Raw genomic sequence first — 19047 nt, forward strand, 5'->3', positions numbered from 1 at the left:
GGGGCCTGCCGGTCGTTGAGCGAGCGCAGCGAGTCGAAACGCGCCCGAGTCAAAGCAGCGGGGGCGTGTGCCAGATGCGCTCGATGTAGTCGCGCATCGAGCGGTCGGACGAGAAGAAGCCGGAGCGTGCGACGTTCAGGATCGCCGACCGCGTCCACGCGTCCTGATCGACATAGGCGGCATCCACCTGGTCCTGCGCCGCGACGTATGACGAGTAGTCGGCCAGCACCATGAAGCGGTCGTCGTAGAGCAGGTTCGACACGATCGGCTCGAACACGCTGCGATCGCCGCCCGAGAACGCGCCGGAGGCGATGAGATCCATCGCGCGGCGGAGGTTCTCGTCGCCCTGGTAGAAGTCGGCGGGCTTGTAGCCCCGGGCCCACAGCGCCTCGACCTCGGGCTCGCTCATGCCGAAGAGGAAGAAGTTGTCATCGCCGACGAGCTGACGGATCTCGACGTTCGCGCCGTCGTCGGTTCCGATCGTCAGCGCGCCGTTGAGGGCGAACTTCATGTTGCCCGTGCCCGAGGCCTCCTTGCCTGCGAGCGAGATCTGCTCCGACAGGTCGGCGGCCGGGATCAGGCGCTCGGCGAGTGTGACGTTGTAGTTCGGCGGGAACAACACCTTCAGACGCCCCTCGACGCGCGGATCGGCGTTGACCACTTCTCCGACGGCGTTGATGAGGTGGATGATGCGCTTGGCCATGGCATAGCCGGGCGCCGCCTTCGCCCCGAAGATGACGGTGCGCGGCAGGATGTCGGATGCCGCGACACGGCCCGACACGATGCTCTCGTACTGCGTGACGACGTGAAGAAGCTTGAGCATCTGCCGCTTGTACTCGTGCAGACGCTTGACCATCACGTCGAGCATGTGGCCGTCGCTGATCTCGAGGCCGTCCCGCGCGCGCAGCACATCGCCGAGGCGGCGCTTGTTCGCCGATTTGACCTCGGCGAACGCCTCGCGGAAGCGGGGATCCTCGGCGTACGCCTCGAGTTCGCGCAGACGCTCGAGGTCGGTGAGCCACCCCGTGCCGATCGCCTCCGTGATCAACTCGGACAGCCCGGGGTTGGCGAGACGCACGAAGCGGCGGGGCGTGATGCCGTTCGTGACGTTCGTGAACTTGCCCGGGAAGAAGTCGTTGAAGTCCGGCAGCACCTTGTCGCGCAGCAACTGCGAGTGCAGTTCGGCGACGCCGTTGACCTTCGCACCGGCGACCGTGGCGAGGTACGCCATCCGGACGCTGCGCTCGGGGAACTCGCCGATGATCGACATGTTGCGGATGCGCATCTCGTCATCGCCGTAGCGTTCGCGCACCGCCTCGAGGAACTCTTCGTTGATGCGGTAGATGATCTCCAGGTGGCGCGGCAGAAGCCGCCCGAGAAGGTCGACCGACCACACCTCCAGCGCCTCCGGCAGCAGCGTGTGGCACGTGTAGGCGAAACACTGCTGGGTGATCGCCCACGCGGCATCCCACTCGAGTTTGCGCTCGTCGACGAGCACACGCATCAGTTCGGGGACGCCGATCACCGGGTGGGTGTCGTTGAGCTGGAAGATCACGCGGTCGGGGAGCTTGTCGATGTCGAAGTCCGCCGGGAGGGTGTGCTCCAGGAAGTCGCCGATGGATGCCGCGACGAAGAAGTACTGCTGCTGCAGGCGCAACTCCTTGCCCTGGGGCGTGGAGTCCTCGGGGTAGAGCACCTTGGAGATGTTCTCGGCGAAGGTCTGGGCACGGACGGCTTCCTCATAGTCGCCGGAGTTGAAGACACGGAGATCGAACGAGTCGGTCGCCTTCGCGCTCCACAGCCGCAGCGTGTTGACACGACCGTTGAGGTAGCCGGGCACCATGTAGTTGTACGGTACGGCGAGCACGTCCCACCCCGGCACCCAGCGGGACCGGGTCACACCGGCGTCGTCGTACGTCTCGGTGTGACCGCCGAAGGAGATCCGGCGTGCCGCTTCGGGATGCGGGAACTCCCACGGTGAGCCGAGCGTCAGCCAGGCGTCGGGCTGCTCGACCTGCTGGCCGTCGACGAACGTCTGGCGGAAGATGCCGTACTCGTAGCGGATGCCGTAGCCGATGTTGGGCACACCCATCGTCGCGAGCGAATCGATGAAGCAGGCCGCGAGGCGGCCCAGACCGCCGTTGCCGAGCCCGGGTTCGACCTCCTGGGCGCGCAGGTCGTCGATGTCGATGCCGCACGCCGCCATCGCCTCGGTTGCGATCTCGGTGAGGCCGCTCGCGAGCAGGTTGTTGTCGAGCTGACGGCCCAGCAGATACTCCGCGGAGAGGTAGCACACGCCCTTGGCCTGAACCACGCGCTGTCGGCGGAGGTCTTCGAGCCACCGGGCCATGAGGTAGTCGCGCACGGTCATCGCGAACGCGAAGTAACGGTCGTTCGGGCTGGAGGCCGACAACGCGACGCCCCGCTCGTAGTTGAGGTTGCGCAGGAACTGTCGGACGAATCCGTCCACGGAGCTCGCAGGCCCGGTGACCGGCGCCAGCGCCAGCGGATGGGTTGCGTGGAGCGGATGGGGCGCGGGGGTGGGACCGGTCACAGCTTCGGGTTCTGACACAGATCACACGCTAACGTGCACCCCCGCCGGATGCACATCGACGGGGGTCATCTTCACGAGGCCCTTACCTGGTCGTTACATCCGCCCGCGACGAGGCAGCGGAGCGCTCGCGCTCGCCGCGTTCGGCGCGGCGCGCCTCTTCGAGCTCGGCCGCGGCGAGCGCGACGGCGTTCTCCGCCGTCCGCACCCGACGCTGGAGGAAGGTCGCCGACCCGTAGCGCGCACGCACGCGGTCGTCCTGCTCCTCGGCGACGGTGACGATGTACGACGTGGAGATCAGGATCACCTGAGCCGACAGGTTGACCCAGAGCAGCAGTGCGATGAGCGCTGCGAACGAGGCCAGCAGCGGGTTCGACGTGGCTCCGCCGACGAAGAGCCCCGACAGCTGCTGCAGCACCGTGAGCCCGACGGCGCCGATCAGGGCCCCCGTCCACAGCGCCGTAGCCGACGCCCGCACCCCCGACAGCACCCGGAACAGCACCGCGACGACGACGGCATCCAAGACGAAGGTGACGAGAATGGCCAGCCAGCGGGTGCCCCACGCGATGGCCGGGTCTTCACGGGCCAGACCCAGCCACTGGGCGACCACGTCGAGTCCGGCGGTGCCGATCATGGTGACGACGGCGGAGGCCAGCAGCGCGGCGCCGACGCCGACGGCCAGCGCAAGGTTGCGCAGCAGGACGAGCCACACGGGAACGTCGTCGATGAGTTTGTCGCACACGATGCGCATCGCCGTCCGCAGCGACCCGATCGCACCGATCGCGGCACCGACGAGACCCACCAGCGAGAGCGCGCCGGCGATGGACAGGCCGACCGGGAGCGAGATCTCGTCGACCTTCACGAGGCCGTTCTCGCCGACGAGGCCCGGCACAGCCCGGTCGACGGCCGCCACCAGCGCCCGCCACGCATCCGTGTCGCCGGACAGCCACAGGGCGGCGATCGAGAATCCGAGCAACACCGCCGCGAAGAGGCTGAACAGCGTGCGATAGGTGACGCTGTCGGCGAGCATCGGCCCCCGCCGTTCGCTGTAGCGCAGGAACGCTCGCACCGGCGTGAGCGTCAGGGCGCGCGCGATGATGCGGGACAGATCCATGCCGCCCAGGATATGCACCTCACGCACGACGCGCAGGGCCTTGACAGCGGCCGCCGTGCGTCACACGAGGTCGGCGAGCACTCCGATCCACGTCCCGATGACGAGGAACGGCCCGAAGGGGATGCGGGTGGACCTGGTCGCCCGTCGCGCGGCCAGCAGGACGATGGCGACGACGCCCGCAGCGAGGAAAGCGGCGACGACCCCGAGCAGCACGGCAGACCATCCGACCCAGCCGAGAAGCACGCCGACGAGCGCGGCCAGCTTGACGTCGCCGCCGCCGATCGCTCCGCGCCCCGCCACGCGCAGCAGTACGAAGAAGACGAACAGCGCCGCGCCGGCACCGAGCGCGCGCACCAGTGCGGCCCACGGGGAGCCGAACGCACAGGACGCCGTAAGAAGCGCGATCGTCACGATCAACGCAGGAAGAACGATCCTGTTCGGCAGGCGGTGCGTGCGCACGTCGACGACGGTGAGGACCACGCCGGCCACGGCGGCGACGAGGTAAGCCGATGCGGCGACGATCGTGGCCGGATCAGCCATCGAGAACCTCCAGCGCCACCCGTACGGTGCCTGCGGAACCGATGCCCTCGGCCTCGCGAACCGATCGCTTCAGCGGCAACACGTAGCGTGCGCGCTGCGCGTCGGGGAAGACGGACGTGCGCCACTGCGAGCCGCCGATGACGACCGCGACGCGGACAGCGCCGAATCCGCGCGGCGGCCGCGGGAGGTCGCGGATGTCGGCACTGAGCTCGCCCGGCAGCTCGACGAAGTACCAGTCCTCGCGTCGGGCGTCCCAGCGAAAGATCTCCCCGTCGAACTCGAAGCGCACGCGGTCATCGTAGCGACCTCGTGCGCGCCGCCGTCGACGGTGTGCACAGCCTCGAGGACGCCCGGCAGGCGCGGAGAAGGGGGCCGGGTATGCTCCCCCGGCCCCCTTCGTTCCGCAGCGTCGGTCAGGCGCTGGCCTTGGCCTTCTTGGCCGTCGCCTTGGCGGGCGCCGTGCGCACGGTTCCCGTCACGGCCTCGCTCTCGGCGTGGGCGACCTTGCGGGCCGCGCGGACCTCCTCGAAGGAGGTGCCGTAGTAGGCGGCCTCCATGAGGGTCTTCATGTCCTCGATCATCGGCATCCGCGGGTTCGCCGGAGCGCACTGGTCGCGGTACGCGGCCAGGGCGAGCTCCTGCAGGCCCGAGATGAAGGTGGTCTCGTCGACGCCCTGCTGCTGGAACGACCGCTCGATGCCGACCCGGTCGCGCAGCTCCTCGACGGCGCGGGCGTAGCTTTCCACGCCCTCCTCCGGGGTGGATGCCGGAAGGCCGAGGTGCTTGGCGATCTCCTGGAACCGCTCGGGCGCGATGTAGCGCTCGTACTTCGGCCAGCTGGTCAGCTTGGTCGGGACGGTGCCGTTGTAGCGGATCACGTGGGGCAGGTAGACCGCGTTCGTGCGGCCGTGCACCAGGTGATAGGTCGCGCCGGTCACGTGCGCCATGGCGTGGACGATCCCGAGGAACGCGTTTCCGAAGGCCATACCCGAGATGGATGCCGCGTTGTGCATCTTCTCGCGGGCCTTGATGTCCTCGGCATCCGTCGAGTTCGGCTGCGCCTTGGTGCTGCGCTCGATGTTCTCGAAGATGAGTTTGATCGCGTGCAGGCACAGGCCGTCGGTGTAGTCGTTCGCGTACACCGACACGAAGGCCTCGGTGGCGTGCGTCAGCGCGTCGAAGCCCGCGTCGGCGACCAGGAAACCGGGCAGCACCTTGGTGAGCACGGGGTCGATGATCGCGACCGACGGGGTGAGCGCGTAGTCGGCGAGCGGGTACTTCATGCCCGTCTCGTCGTCGGTGATGACGGCGAACGGGGTCATCTCGCTGCCGGTACCCGAGGTGGTCGGGATGCAGACGAGCTTCGCCTTCTTGCCGAGCTCGGGGAACTTGAACGCGCGCTTGCGCACGTCGAAGAACTTCTCGCACATGTCGGAGAACTCCACCTCGGGGTTCTCGTACAGCAGCCACATCACCTTGGACGCGTCCATCGGCGATCCGCCACCGAGGGCGATGATCGTGTCGGGCTGGAACTGACGCATGAGGTCGGCGCCGGCGCGCACCTCGGAGACCTTCGGCTCCGGCTTGACGGTGTTGATCAGCTGCACCTGCACGCGGTTGTCACGCCGGTTCAGCACATCCATGATCTTGTCGACGTAGCCGAGCTTGGTCATGGTCTCGTCGGTGACGATGGTCACGCGCTCGACGCCGCGCATGTCGGCGAGGTAGCGCACGGCGTTCGGCTCGAAGTAGGTCTTCGCCGGGATCTTGAACCACTGCAGGTTGTTGTTGCGACGCCCGATGCGCTTGACGTTCAAGAGGTTCACCGCCGAGACGTTGTTGGAGACCGAGTTGTGTCCGTAGGAGCCGCAGCCGAGGGTCAGCGACGGCATGAACGCGTTGTAGATGTCACCGATACCGCCGAGGGCCGACGGGCTGTTCTCGATGATGCGGACGGCCTTGACGACGGCGCCGAACTGAGCGATGACGTCCTGGTCGTTGGAGTGGATCGCACCCGAGTGGCCGAGACCGTCGAAGTCGACCATCTGGCGCGCGAGGTCGATGCCCTCCGCCGGCGTCTTCGCGCGCAGCACGGCGAGTACCGGCGCGAGCTTCTCGCGCGTGAGAGGCTCCTGCGGGCCGACGCTGCCGACCTCGGCGAGGATGATCGACGTGTTCTCCGGAACGGTGAAGCCCGCGTGCTCCGCGATCCACTGCGGCGACTGGCCGACGACGGTCGGGTTCAGCTTGGCGCCGGCACAGTTCTCGCTGTCGGCCGTGACGCCGAAGATGAACTCCTCGAGCAGGCGCTTCTCGGCGGGCGTCGCCATGTAGGCGTGCAGACGCGCGAACTCGGCGAGGGCCTCTGCCGCGATCGGCTCGTCGAGGATGACGGCCTGCTCGCTGGCGCACACCATGCCCATGTCGAAGGACTTCGACAGGACGATGTCGTTGACGGCGCGGCCCACCTTGGCGGTGCGTTCGATGAAGGCCGGGACGTTGCCGGCGCCGACGCCGAGGGCGGGCTTGCCGCACGAGTAGGCGGCGCGGACCATCGCGTTGCCACCCGTGGCGAGGATGAGGGCGACGCCCGGGTGGTTCATCAGCTCGCCGGACGCCTCCATCGAAGGCTCTTCGATCCACTGGATGCAGTTCTCCGGAGCGCCCGCGGCGATCGCCGCGTCGCGGACGATCTTCGCCGCGGCGACGGAACACTTCTGGGCCGCCGGGTGGAAGCCGAACACGATCGGGTTGCGGGTCTTCAGCGCGATGAGCGACTTGAAGATGGCGGTCGAGGTCGGGTTGGTGACCGGCGTCAGCGCGCAGATGACGCCGACCGGGTCGGCGATCTCGGTGATGCCGGTGATCTCGTCGTGCGAGATGACGCCGACCGTCTTCTGATTGATGATCGAGTTCGTCACGTGCTCGCAGGCGAACATGTTCTTCACGGCCTTGTCCTCGAACAGGCCGCGGCCGGTCTCTTCGACCGCCATGAGCGCGAGTTCGCCATGGAAGTGCAGGGCCGCGACGCTCGCCTTGCGGACGATGTGGTCGACCTGTTCCTGCGTGAAGGATGCGTACTCTGCGAGCGCGGCTTGTGCGCCTTCGACCAGAGCATCGATCGAGGTGGACATTGTGGGTTCTCCTACCCGGCGCGGACACGGTGTCCGCGTCATCGCTTTCCGGGTCCGAGGGCTCTCGGGCCTGTCTGAGACCAGTATGGCACTTGTGGTCTGACCACACAAGACCCGCGTGATTCCGCCGAAGTACACCGACCGTGAATAACCATCACGGCGCAGGTCTTCACGCCTCAGGGCGCGAAGCCGCAGGCGGTTGCGACGAAGTCGTAGAGCCGCGCGCGCTGCGGGTCGCTCGCGACGAGAGTGAGGCTCCCCCGGTCGATCGGGTCGCTCAGCACCGACACCGCAGCGTCGAAGCGGGTGCCGACCTTGTCTTCGGCGATCGCATGCATGTCGCAGCGGGCGGGCACGGCATCGATGCGAAGCGTGAGGCTCTCCCCCGCCGCCACGACCTGGGCCGGTTGCCACAGCCATCCGCCGGCGGCCGGCTGCAGCAGGGTGGTGCTCTTGACGGTGTCGAGCCGCACGGACGTGGCGCCGTGGTTGGCGATGCGCACGGTGAGCTCCGCCACCGCGGCACCGTCGCGGGTCACGGTGGCGACGTCGACGAGATCGACGGCGGCGGTCGCCGCGAACCGGCTCGCAAAACACCCCTGCTGTACGGCGCGCGCGACGAAGCCGAAGGGGTCATCGACGGCGTACTCGTCGGATGCCGCGCCGCGGTCGGTCTGGAAGACCAGATGCGCCGTGCCTGCGGCATCCGTCGGGCTTGCGCACGCGGGCGACATCAGGTCGGCGGTGACCGAGCGGGCTCGGCCCGGCGGCACCGGCAGCGCGCCGACCCATTGCAGCACGGACGCCCAGTGCGGGTCGGCGTACGTCAGAGCGGTGAGCGTCACCGCATCGGCGCCGTCGTTGTGCACGACGACCGACATCTTGCCGCGCGCGATGTCCAGCCTGTTCTGCTGCACCGAGACGCTGATGTGTGCAGGGGCGGGCACGGGAGGCACGGGCGTGCACGCGGTGAGGGCGACGACGACGAGGGCGCCCCCCATCGACCCCCTGGCGCGGCGGTGCCGGACATCGGGCGAGTCGGACCGCTGCATGCGGTCAGTGTAGGCCCCTGCCGTGGGCCGGATGCGACCGATTGCCGCCGGTCACAGCTGCGGCTGCTGCGATGAGGCGCGAACAGTCAGCTGATCGATGGGAAACGCGTCGAAGAGTCTGAGCGCCAGCGCGATCTCGATGGAATCGTAGGGTTCCGCTCGGCCGTCGAGGCAGCGCGAGATGCGCGCGCGAACCGTGTTGCGGTGGAGGCCGAGCGCGTCGGCGGTGCGCATGACGTTCTCACCATTCGCGAAGTAGCCGGCGAGCGTCGCACGCAGAGCCGCCGCCTGCTCTCCCGGCTCGGCGAGGGGGCCAAGGACTCCCGCGGCCCATGATCGCGCGGCGCCGGGGTCGGCCGCGAACAGTCCCAGCAGCACCACACCGGGGTCCGTGTGGGCCACCACCGCACGTTCTCGGCCCTGAGCGGTCGACAGCGCCACCAACCGTGCCGAGGCCGCTGCCTCGTGCGAGGCCACGAAGCCTCGCACGCCGACTCCGGCGTCGCCGATAGCAAGCCGCAGACGCGGCCACTGCGCCGCGACTCGCTCTGCGGCAGCGCGCACCTCGGCGACCGACGCGCGCGTCGCGATCCACGCCCATGCGGTCCCCCGGTCCGCGGCGACGGACAGCGGCGCCTGGGGCGTGCCCGCTTCGGCGGCAATGCGTCGCACAGTCTGCTCGATGCGCTGCTGGTCGGCATCGTCCGCGACGCCATCGACCCACGCGATAACGGCGACGTGCGTCTGATCCAGCGCGTAGCCCGTCTCTGCTTCGAAGGCATGGGCCGTGCGTACATCGCCGTGGAGGATCTTCATGACCGCGGCGACGTTCATCGTCGCACGCGCATTCCACCAACGGCGCCGCTCGGCCTCGTGCACGGTCGAGACGTACTGCAGGATCCAGTCGATGTAACGGTGCACGACGTCGGCCACACTGCGCACCAGCTCGATCCGCTGGTCGTCGCGCACGGGCAGCTTCTCGACGGCGTCGATACCGAGCCGCAGGAACATGCTCTGGCCGAGGTAGTACGCCCGAGTCAAAGCGGACACCGGCACATCGTGCTGAGCCAGTCGCGCCGCATACTCCACGGCGGCCGTCGTGGGCTGCAGGTTCTCCAGGCTGATGTCGTTGCCGAGCACATGGCAGATCGTCGAGACATTGCCCTCGATGCTCGCCTGCAGCATCTCCACGAGCTGCGGATCTCCGCCAAGGGGACCGATACTGGTGGCCAGCAGATCGCGCATCTCGCGGACGATCTCCGGAAGCCGCTCGTCCAGCTGCGACGCGACCTGAGCGAGGTAAGGCCGGAGGTCTTCTCGACCCGCGGCTGCCTTCGCCATCGCGCTCACTGCGACCGCGCCCATCGCAGTGCGCGACGTGCGGCGTTGACCCCGCTCATCCCGTGGATGCCGGGTCCGGGCGGCGTCGCCGCCGAGCAGAGGTAGCTGCCGGGCACCCCCGTATCGTACGGGAACGGGCTCAGCCGGGGCCCGCACAGGAACTGGAGCGGGGTCTTCGCTCCGGTGAGAATGTCGCCCCCGACGAAGTTCGGGTTGCGCTGAGCCATCTCCGTGACGGTGACCACACCCGTGGCGACGATGCGCTCCCGAAACCCCGGGGCGAACCGCTCGATCTGCGCGATGATCGCCGCGGTCGCGTCGCCTGTGTATCCCGCGGGAACGTGGGCGTAGGCGTACACGGGCACGATGTCGCCCGCGGCGCGCGTGGGGTCGGCGACGAACTGCTGCCCGACGAGGACGAACGGGCGCTCGGGCATGCGACCCTTCGCGATCTCCGTCTCCACGTCCGCGATCTCGCGTGCCGTCCCCCCGAGGTGCACGGTTCCCGCGCGCCCGACCTCGGGGTTGCGCCAGGGGATGGCACCGTGCACGGCGAAGTCGACTTTGAACGCAGCCGGCCCGGGGCGGAAGCGAAGGTAGGCCGAACGCGCGGCCCGCGGCATCCGTTCGCCCAGCAGGCGCGCGGCTTCGTGAGGATGAACGTCGAGCATCGCGACCTCGTGATGGGGAAGATCGCGCAGACTCCTCACCCGCACACCGGTCTCGAAGCGCACCCCGAGCTCGCGAAGGCCCGCGATGACCGCATCGGTCAGCACGCCGGTGCCTCCGGCGACGACCGGCCACCCGACCGCGTGCCCAGCCGTGATGATCCCGGCTCCGATGCCGCCGACGAGAGGTACGTCGATGCGGTTGATCGCGTGCGCGGCGACACCTGTGAACAGTGCGCGGGCCCTCTCGGTGCGCAGCGCCCGCGCCGTCCAGGTCGGGGGGAGAGCAGCGACGGCGCCGAAGCGCGCCAGCAGCAGCGGGTGGCGCGGCATCCGAATCATGGGCTGGAAGATGTCGGTGGTCAGATCGGCGAATCGATCTGACGGCGCGGCGAACATCGTGCGCCATGCTCGCCCGTCGGCGCCGAGCCGGTCGGCGGTCTCCTCGATCGACTGGCTGAGCAACGCCGCATCGCCGTCGTCGAAGGGATGCGCCGCATCGTAGGGCGCCCGCGCCCACTGCACACCGCGCTCGTCAAGCTGCCAGGAGGCGATGTAGGAGGACGCCGCGGCCATCGGGTGCACCGCCGAGCAGTGGTCCTGGACGAGTCCGGGAACCAGGCTCGGACCGGAACGCGCGCCGCCGCCCAGCACGTGATCGGCTTCGAAGACCGTGACCTCGACGCCGGCGCGCGCGAGCACGGTGGCGGCCGCGAGCCCGTTGGGCCCGCTGCCGACCACCACCGCGCTGGTCATGGCTGCGAGGCTCTCGCCCGGACGTCGCGACCGTCGGCGGACGCGGGAACGCGCGTGCTGTTCGTCGCCGAGGTCGCCGGCACCGTCTGAGCGCGCCACTGCACCTCGATCGGGATGGGACCATCGGGAAGCCACGGCTGCGCCGCGACGGCATCGGCGACCTTCCACGTTCCTCGCTCGATGACGCCGAGAGAGGCATCGATGATCTGATACGCCTGCGTCGTCTTGTGGATGGGCTGCGACTCCACCCAGAAGACGATGAACTCTCCCGGCTCGAAACGGCAGCGCGCTTGCAGAGCGCGGATGAGGTCGATGTTGTGCAGGTGACCGTCGCCGAAGTTGAACCCGATGAGCGAGTTGCACGCGAACTCGCCTTCGCGAATCGTGCGCGTCTCGATGTCGGGAAGGGTGCGGTAGGCCAACGAGAACAGCCCGCGGCCCTGGCTGTGCATCGACCGCCACGCGATCGTCTGCTGCATCGTGATCTCGGCCACGGCGTACGGGTAGCCCATCGCTTGCAGCTGATCGATCTGGTTGCGGGTCGGCCGCACCACCGCATCGAGCTTCGCCTCGGCGCCCGGCGCGAAGGCCCAGATCGCCGATGCCCAGTTGCCCGCGTACTGACGCAGCGAGGGCAGGAACGACACCTTGTCGGGACGCAGGTTGCCGAGAATCGGGAAGAACAGCAGCGCGATGGCGACGGCGGCGCCGATCCACGCGGCCGAGAAGTCGAACACCCCGTAACCCTGCCATGCGGGGAATCCGAGGAACAACGTCACCGCCCCGAACGCGAACAGCAGATTCCACTCGAGGGGCACGGCCAGGGGGAACGTCGAGACAATGAACAGGCAGAATCCGACCATGATGACCACCGCGACGAGCGTGACGATGCGGTTGGTCGAGAACAGCAGCACGAGGGGGACGAGGAGCTCGACGGTGGTGCCCATCACGTGCGCCATGAAGCCGGCGAGCTTCGAGGGGCGAAGATCGCGCGGGAAGTCCCGGTAGTGCGCGCGCTTGAGCCACCGCGGCGGCCAGAAGGGCGTGTTGGAGAGCATGGGCGGGATGACGTTGACGAAGTGCTTGCCGAACTTGGAGACCGCCGCTCCCACCCACACGATGACGATCAGCATCTTGAGCGCGATCATCATGTCGGTGAACGGCAGGACGACGAAGATCACGAGCGCCGGCAGGTACTGCTCGATACGCGCGGCGAGCGCGATCGTCTTGTCGCGCACTCCGACGAGCACCAACAGCACGATGGCGGCGATCACCGGCGCAGGCTGGACCAGACCGCTCGTGTTCTCGGGAAGCATCGCCGCCAGCGACGCAGAGGGCGTGCCGGGCATGAACAGCGCGGTGGCGAGGGCAGCAAGGAAGCCGAGGTAGAGCGCGACGTCGAGGACGGTGCGGGTGTCACCGGCGGTGCCCGGAACCCAGCGCCACGGCCGCAACCGAATCGTTCCCGGCCGCGCCCAGAACAGGATCCCGCCCGTCATGGGCGTGAACTTGCCGGCCATCGGCCCCCACGACCCGGCGATGCCGATCGCCTCGAGGAGCATGGTCCAGACGATGGCCTTCTGATAGACGATGGGCTGGTTCCACCACAGGTCGACCTGCCAGAACCACCCCACGCCGCTGGTTGCGGTGATGATCACCGCGCCCAGCAGTCCCCACACGAACACCACCTTCGCGATGTACGTGGTCGCGATCATTCGGGGTGAACCGAAGCCGTACTCTGCCCAGTGCAGTGCCAGGGTGCGCACTCGGTCGCGCAGCGGCCGGTGCAGGAACGTGTCGAGATCGACGGGCGGAAAGTCGCCGGTTTTGAATCCCATGTCAACTCCTTCGGTGATGGGTTTCGAGGTCTGGAAGGGATGTGGTGGAGCGCGGTGACGCGCGCGCGAGCATCGGGTGCCGCCGCAGCGGCATCCGAGACGCGTCGGCGCAGGTCAGACCTGGGCGAGAAGCATGCGGCGGAGGGCAGGTTTGTCGATCTTGCCGACGGGGTTTCGCGGCAGCGCGTCGACGATCTCGAGCGCGACCGGGATCTTGATCTTCGTCAACCCCGTCGCGCAGTGCGCGAGCAGTTCGTCGACGGTCGTGTCCGCGGCATCCGGACGCAGCACCACCTGCGCCACCGGCACTTCGCCGAGGACGGCGTCGGGTCTGCCGACGACGGCCGACTCCAGCACGGCGGGGTGCGTGGCGAGGAACGACTCGATCTCCTTCGGGTAGATGTTCTCGCCACCGCGGATGATCATGTCCTTGATGCGGTCGACGATCGTCAGATAGCCGTCGGCGTCGAGCACCCCGATGTCGCCGGTGTGCAGCCACCCGTCACGAATCGCCTGCGCCGTCGCATCGAGGCGCCCGAGGTAGCCCCGCATCACCGTCGGACCAGAAATGACCACCTCGCCGCGCTGTCCGACCGGCAGCTCTCGGCCCTGCTCGTCGACGATGCGTATCTGCTGTCCGGGCAGGGCGGGGCCGACCGTGCCGGGCTTTCGCGGCCCCCGGGGAGGATTGCACGCGGACGCACAGGTTCCCTCGGTGAGTCCGTAGCCCTCGGTGATCGCGATCTCAAAGCGTTCTTCGCAGCGTGCCAGCAGCTCGGCAGACGCCGGCGCCGCACCGCACACCGCGAAGCGCAGGCTCGACGCGTCGAGCGTGGCCTCTTCGGGCAGCACCGACAGGTGAGCGAAGATGGCGGGCACGCCCGAGAAGTACGTCGGCCGATACCGCTGGAGCGCGTCGACGAAGGATGCCGGCGCGAAGCGTTCCAGCACGGTCACCTGTGCGCCGACGCTCAGCGGCGCGAGGAACGTGACGCAGATCGAGTTGACGTGGAACAGCGGCAGGACCAGAAGCGCGTGGTCGTCGGCACTCAGCTGGAAATGCGTCGCCATCTGCGTCGCCATCGCTTCGAGGTTCTCGTGGTCGAGCATGACTCCCTTGGGCTGGCCGGTCGATCCGCTCGTGTACACGATCAGCGCGACACGGCTCGGCTCGATACGCGGATCGGCGACGGCCAGCTGCGGTTCGCGCTGGAGATCGTCGGCGCCGAGGCGAGGAACATCGATGCCGTCGAGGACGGGGCCGACGAGGAGCCGGGCGCCGGAGTCGGACATCTGGTACCCGGCCTCGCGCGGGGTGAAGGTCGGATTGATGGGAGTGACCGCCGCGCCCACGCGCCACGCGCCGAGGATGGCGACGAGCAGCTCGATCGAGTTGGGCAGCATCACGGCGATCACCGCGCCGTTGCCGACGCCCAGGGAGCGCAGCTGCTCCGCGAACCCGGCCGCCTCGCGCTCGAGGCCTCGGTAGCTCAGCTCACGACGCCTGTCGCGGACGGCCGGGGCGTCGGTTCCGGCCGCAGGTCCGTTCCACGGTAGCTGCGGCAACCGCCGAGCGCCCGCCGCGCTCACAGGAGCGCTCCCCGGAAGCCACCGTCCAGGATGAGACTGCTGCCATTGCACCAGGCCGACTGATCCGAGGCGAAGAAGACCGCCGCTGCGGCCACCTCCTCCACGCGACCGTAGCGAGTCTGCTTTCCCGTGATGACCGTATCGAAGCCACCGGGCTCGAGGCCCAACGCGGCCTCGAAGTCGGCTTGATGCGAGGTGACGAGCTCTGTGTCGATGAAACCCGGCAGGAGGGCATTGGCACGAATGCCGTGGGTGCGCAGTTCTGCAGACACCGTTTCGGTCAGATTGCGCACGGCAGCCTTCGCCGCCGCATAACTGGCGATGAGCGCGGATCCGGCCGTGGCGGTGATCGACGAGATCGTGACGATCGAGCCGCCGCCGGCGGCCAAGAGCGCAGGAAGTGAGTGTCGAATCGTCAGAAACACGCCGTCGAGATTGACGGACATCACGTCGCGCCATTGGTCGAACGACATTTCGGTGAGCGGCACGGTCGTCGCGATACCGGCGTTCGGCACGACGACGTCGAGCCGCCCGCACTCCGCGACGGCTCGCTCGATGAGCGCGCGCACCTGATCCTCGTCGCGAACATCGGCGCCGACGGCGATGGCACCCGGAAGGGTGTCCGCGACCTTCTGCGCTCGGGCCACGTCGATATCGGACACCACGACGCGAGCGCCCTCGGCGCTGAATGCTCTCGCGATGGCCTCGCCGATTCCGGCCCCGGCTCCGGTGATGATAGCGACTTTATCCGCGAGTACGGGCATGTGTTCCTCCTGGGGACGGTCGTGGCATCAGCGACGACGGCGAACATGGGGTCATCGATGACCTTTCCCCGTCAACCGCGACGGGGATCCGTGAGTCACAGTAAGCGGCCGTGAAAAACCAGCCATCGGCAGAAACGGCCCAATACCGCCTGCCCCTTGTGCACTGTGCACAGGCGAGTGTGCCGACGAACCGGGTTTGTCACGCCGATGCGGCCAGCGCGCGTGACGACATCCGATCAGACTGGCGACATGCGGAAGATCCCCGTGTACTACTACTCCTCGTCGTCGAACCTGACCGGGCGGTTCGCGGAGGCTCTCGCGCGGATCGACGGCCGGCGGGTGCTCAATCTGGCCCGCTCCGATGTCCGTCGCGGCGAGCCCAGCGGCCCCTGGGTGCTGCTGACGCCGTCGTACAAGGCCGGCAATGCCGATGAGGTGACCCTGCCCGCCGGGGTGCGCGCGTTCCTGCGCTCGCCGATGACGCGCCGACGAATGGTCGGGATCATCGGGTCGGGCAACCGCAACTTCGGGGACTACTACCAGGCGGCGGCGCGCCAGCTCTCGCACACCTCAGGACGGCCGGTGCTCTTCGAGTTCGAGCTCTCGGGTACCCGCGAGGACGTCGAGCGGTGCGCGGCGATCCTCGCGACCCTCGACGCGGCCCTCGACGACGTGCGCAGCACCGGATGAGCGGGCCCGCGCGCTAACGTCGCTCCTACGACGCCGAAGGAGGCGCCGCCGGGAGGAAGGGACGCGCCGTGGCCGCATTCGATTCGATCGTCATCGGTGCCGGGATCTCGGGGCTCGCCGCGGCGCGCCTGCTGACGGATGCCGGACGGCGCACCGTCGTCCTCGAGGCGCGCGATCGCATCGGCGGCCGCGTCTGGACCGATCGGTCCGACGGGCGCGTCACCGACCGGGGCGCCTCGTGGATCCACGGGATCACCGACAGCCCGGTGGCCGCCGCGGCGAGCGCATTCGGCATGCGCACCGTGGAGTTCACGGTCGGCGGCTACCAGCCCGACAGTCGACCGATCGCGCACTACTCCCCCGACGGGCGGCGATTGAGCACCGACGAAGCGGCCGCGTACGTGGCCGACATCCGTGCCGTGGATGCCGCCCTGGTGCCGCTGATCGCGGCATCCGCGCCCGACGCCACCTACCGCGACGTGACCGAGGCGGCCCTCGCCGCCCAGGGCTGGGAGGCGGAACGGGCCGAGCGCGTGCGCGAGTACCTGGCGCACCGCAGCGAAGAGCAGTACGGCGCGGCGATCGGCGATCTCGCGGCCCACGGCCTCGACGACGACCAGATCGACGGCGACGAGGTCGTCTTCCCCGACGGCTACGACGCCCTCGCCACGGGCCTGGCGCGCGGGCTCGACATCCGGCTCGCCCACGTCGTCTCCCGCGTGCGATGGGGCGCCGACGGCGTGACGGTGACGACCGACCGGGGCGCGTTCACCAGCCGGGATGTCGTGGTGACCGTGCCGGTCGGCGTGCTGCAATCGGCGTCGTTCGCGATCGAGCCGCCCCTGCCCGAGCCGGTGGCCGGCGCGCTCGGCCGGCTGCGCATGAACGCGTTCGAGAAGCTGTTCCTGCGCTTCCCGGAGCGGTTCTGGGACTCCGACGTGTACGCCGTCCGCCAGCAGGGGCCCCAGGGGCGGTGGTGGCACTCCTGGTACGACCTGACCGCGCTGCACGGCGAGCCGACGCTGCTGACCTTCGCCGCCGGACCGGCGGCGGTCGCGACGCGGCACGAGCCGGATGCGGAGGTCGTCGCCTCCGTGATGGCGCAGCTGCGACACCTGTACGGGAGCGACGTCCCCGATCCGGTGGCCGTCCAGCGCACCGCATGGCAGGACGACCCCTACGCGCGCGGCTCGTACGCCTACATGCGTCCCGGGTCGACGACCGACGACCACAACACCCTGGCCACACCGGTCGGCGGTGTGCTGCACCTGGCCGGCGAGGCGACGTGGACCGACGACCCGGCGACCGTCACGGCGGCGCTGTGCTCGGGGCACCGCGCCGCGCAGAACGTGCTCGGCACGGGCGTGCCGATCGAGCAGCTGTGGCGCGCCCCCGAAAACCTTCAACACAACTGAAGGATTCGGCGTAGAGTGGCCGCATGCTTCCACTTTCCATCGTCATCATCACCGCCGCCCTCGTCTTCTACAGCGTCGGCGTCTGGGCGGAGCGGATCCAGCGCACGCTGCGCTGGTGGCACGCCGGCATGTTCGCCCTCGGCCTCGCCGCCGACACCACCGGCACCCTGCTCATGACGCAGATCGCGGCCGACCGGCGCGCGGACGGCGTCGCCGAGACGGCCGCGGGAACCCTCATGGCCTGGACCGGCACCGCCGCGATCGTCCTCATGGCGATCCACCTGATCTGGGCGATCATCGTGCTGGTGCGGGGCCGCGAGAACGAGAAGCGCGCGTTCCACCGCTTCAGCATCGTCGTCTGGGCGATCTGGCTGATCCCCTACGTCGCGGGCGCGGTCAGCGCGATGGCGGGCTGACGCTCGACGCGGCATCCGTGCCGTCGGCGGCATCCGCACCCTCGGCACGAACCGCCGTGCGCCGGGAGGCGACCGCGGTGGATGCCGCCAGCGCCGTGATCGTCAGGATCGCCCCGAGCACGAGCGCCGCCTGCTCCCCCGCGGTGAGCGCTCCCGTCTCGGCTCCGATCGTGGCGGCGGCGATCGGGACGCCGAGTTGGGCGGCGGCGATCACGGCCCACAGCGGACGCTGCCGCAGCAGCACCCCGGACAGGTGCGCGAGGAGCGCACCGGCCCCGAGCAGCACTCCTAGCCAGAGGTACGCGGGCGCGTCGACGAGGCTGCCGAGCGAGAGCGACGCGCCGAGCCACACGAAGTAGAGGGGCGAGAGGAAGCCCTCCGTCACCGCGAACAGCTGTCGGGCGAGTCGCCGCGGCTCCCCGGCGCTGGCGACCGCCAGACCGCCGGCGAAACCGGCGAGCAGCACGGAGACGTGCGAGACGGTGGCGAGGGCGCCGAGTGCGCAGACCAGGATGAGGCTGACGCGCAGCTCGATCGCGAGCCCGTGCGTCTTGCTGGTCTCGCGCAGGCGCTTCCACCGGTCGCCGCGCGCGCCCCACCGCAGCCCCAGCGCCAGCAGCAGCGCCACGGCGGCGATGCCGAGCGCGCCGAGGGCCGCGACCGGTGCACGCTCCGGGTCCATCGCGAGGGGCAGGGCGACGATGCAGGCCGTGTCGGCGATCGCGACCTGCGCGATGGTCGCCAGCAGCGGCGCACCTCCGAGACGCGTCTGCTGGACGGCGGGCAGCACGAGCGCGGCGGAGGACGACGCCATGACCACGGCGTAGACGGCGGCGTGCCCCGTGTCGAACAGCGTCGCGAGTCCCCAGCCGGCGAAGGCGGCGACCACGCCGACCACGACGGCCTGCAGCGCGCCCCGGCCGAGCGCCGGGCGCAGGCGCGCGTCGCGAAGCGGCACGTGGGTGCCCGCGACGAACATCGTGAGACCGAAGCCGAGCGTCGCGAGGAAGCTGAACGTGCGGTCGGTGGGGTCGACCAGGTGCAGCCCGGAGACGCCGATCACCATGCCCGCGACGAGCTCGCCGATCACGACCGGCACGCGCCACCGACTGCCGGCGGACAGCAGCGGACCGAGCAGCGCGACCGCACCCACCAGCGCGAGCGTCTGCAGGTTCATG

General features: G+C 69.3%; 15 protein-coding genes. 3 read left to right on the forward strand and 12 right to left on the reverse strand.

The window, feature by feature from the left end; all coding sequences use genetic code 11:
• Nucleotides 1–49: 49 nt before the first annotated feature.
• From ACT53O_RS08680 to ACT53O_RS08730, 11 genes are all read right to left on the reverse strand, one after another.
• Nucleotides 50–2572, reverse strand: coding sequence for a glycogen/starch/alpha-glucan phosphorylase (locus ACT53O_RS08680; RefSeq protein WP_239498602.1), 2523 nt, complete (start codon nt 2570–2572; stop codon nt 50–52).
• A gap of 64 nt (nt 2573–2636) precedes the next feature.
• Nucleotides 2637–3665: a YihY/virulence factor BrkB family protein gene (locus tag ACT53O_RS08685; RefSeq protein WP_476151860.1), complete on the reverse strand. Its 1029-nt coding sequence runs from the start codon at nt 3663–3665 to the stop codon at nt 2637–2639.
• Nucleotides 3666–3725: 60 nt separating this feature from the next.
• Nucleotides 3726–4205, reverse strand: a complete 480-nt coding sequence (locus ACT53O_RS08690; RefSeq protein WP_476151862.1) for a prepilin peptidase — start codon at nt 4203–4205, stop codon at nt 3726–3728.
• The gene (locus ACT53O_RS08695) at nt 4198–4494 is read right to left on the reverse strand and encodes a DUF1905 domain-containing protein (protein WP_039416397.1); all 297 of its coding nucleotides are present in this window, start codon (nt 4492–4494) and stop codon (nt 4198–4200) included. The genes ACT53O_RS08690 and ACT53O_RS08695 overlap by 8 nt, the downstream gene beginning before the upstream one ends.
• 124 nt (nt 4495–4618) lie before the next feature.
• On the reverse strand, nt 4619–7339 hold the full coding sequence (adhE, locus tag ACT53O_RS08700) for a bifunctional acetaldehyde-CoA/alcohol dehydrogenase (protein ID WP_112931681.1): 2721 nt from the start codon (nt 7337–7339) through the stop codon (nt 4619–4621).
• A gap of 176 nt (nt 7340–7515) precedes the next feature.
• Complete coding sequence (locus ACT53O_RS08705) at nt 7516–8391, reverse strand: hypothetical protein (protein WP_476151864.1); 876 nt, start codon at nt 8389–8391, stop codon at nt 7516–7518.
• 51 nt (nt 8392–8442) lie between these two features.
• A complete protein-coding gene (locus ACT53O_RS08710) occupies nt 8443–9732 on the reverse strand; it encodes a PucR family transcriptional regulator (protein ID WP_476151866.1) in 1290 nt (429 codons plus the stop codon).
• A gap of 5 nt (nt 9733–9737) precedes the next feature.
• Complete coding sequence (locus ACT53O_RS08715; RefSeq protein ID WP_476151868.1) at nt 9738–11156, reverse strand: phytoene desaturase family protein; 1419 nt, start codon at nt 11154–11156, stop codon at nt 9738–9740.
• Entirely contained in the window at nt 11153–12994 is a 1842-nt protein-coding gene (locus ACT53O_RS08720) for a DUF3556 domain-containing protein (protein WP_476151870.1), read from the reverse strand. Before ACT53O_RS08720 ends, ACT53O_RS08715 begins: the two co-directional genes overlap by 4 nt.
• A 114-nt stretch (nt 12995–13108) precedes the next feature.
• A complete protein-coding gene (locus tag ACT53O_RS08725; protein ID WP_295820398.1) occupies nt 13109–14584 on the reverse strand; it encodes a class I adenylate-forming enzyme family protein in 1476 nt (491 codons plus the stop codon).
• Nucleotides 14581–15348: an SDR family oxidoreductase gene (locus ACT53O_RS08730; RefSeq protein ID WP_295778893.1), complete on the reverse strand. Its 768-nt coding sequence runs from the start codon at nt 15346–15348 to the stop codon at nt 14581–14583. Before ACT53O_RS08730 ends, ACT53O_RS08725 begins: the two co-directional genes overlap by 4 nt.
• 249 nt (nt 15349–15597) lie before the next feature.
• Between ACT53O_RS08730 and nrdI the strand changes: the two genes are divergently transcribed.
• The 3 genes from nrdI (at nt 15598) to ACT53O_RS08745 (ending at nt 17869) form a co-directional block, all read left to right on the forward strand.
• Nucleotides 15598–16038: a class Ib ribonucleoside-diphosphate reductase assembly flavoprotein NrdI gene (nrdI, locus tag ACT53O_RS08735; RefSeq protein WP_036321720.1), complete on the forward strand. Its 441-nt coding sequence runs from the start codon at nt 15598–15600 to the stop codon at nt 16036–16038.
• 68 nt (nt 16039–16106) lie between these two features.
• On the forward strand, nt 16107–17453 hold the full coding sequence (locus ACT53O_RS08740; RefSeq protein WP_476151873.1) for a flavin monoamine oxidase family protein: 1347 nt from the start codon (nt 16107–16109) through the stop codon (nt 17451–17453).
• Nucleotides 17454–17476: 23 nt separating this feature from the next.
• Entirely contained in the window at nt 17477–17869 is a 393-nt protein-coding gene (locus tag ACT53O_RS08745) for an HsmA family protein (protein WP_036321710.1), read from the forward strand.
• On the opposite strand, the gene ACT53O_RS08750 is transcribed toward ACT53O_RS08745, so the two are convergent.
• Nucleotides 17850–19046: a cation:proton antiporter gene (locus ACT53O_RS08750; RefSeq protein ID WP_476151875.1), complete on the reverse strand. Its 1197-nt coding sequence runs from the start codon at nt 19044–19046 to the stop codon at nt 17850–17852. The two genes, ACT53O_RS08745 and ACT53O_RS08750, sit on opposite strands and share 20 nt — an antisense overlap.
• Nucleotide 19047 lies beyond the last annotated feature (1 nt).

The organism is Microbacterium sp. DMC48 (assembly GCF_056313825.1).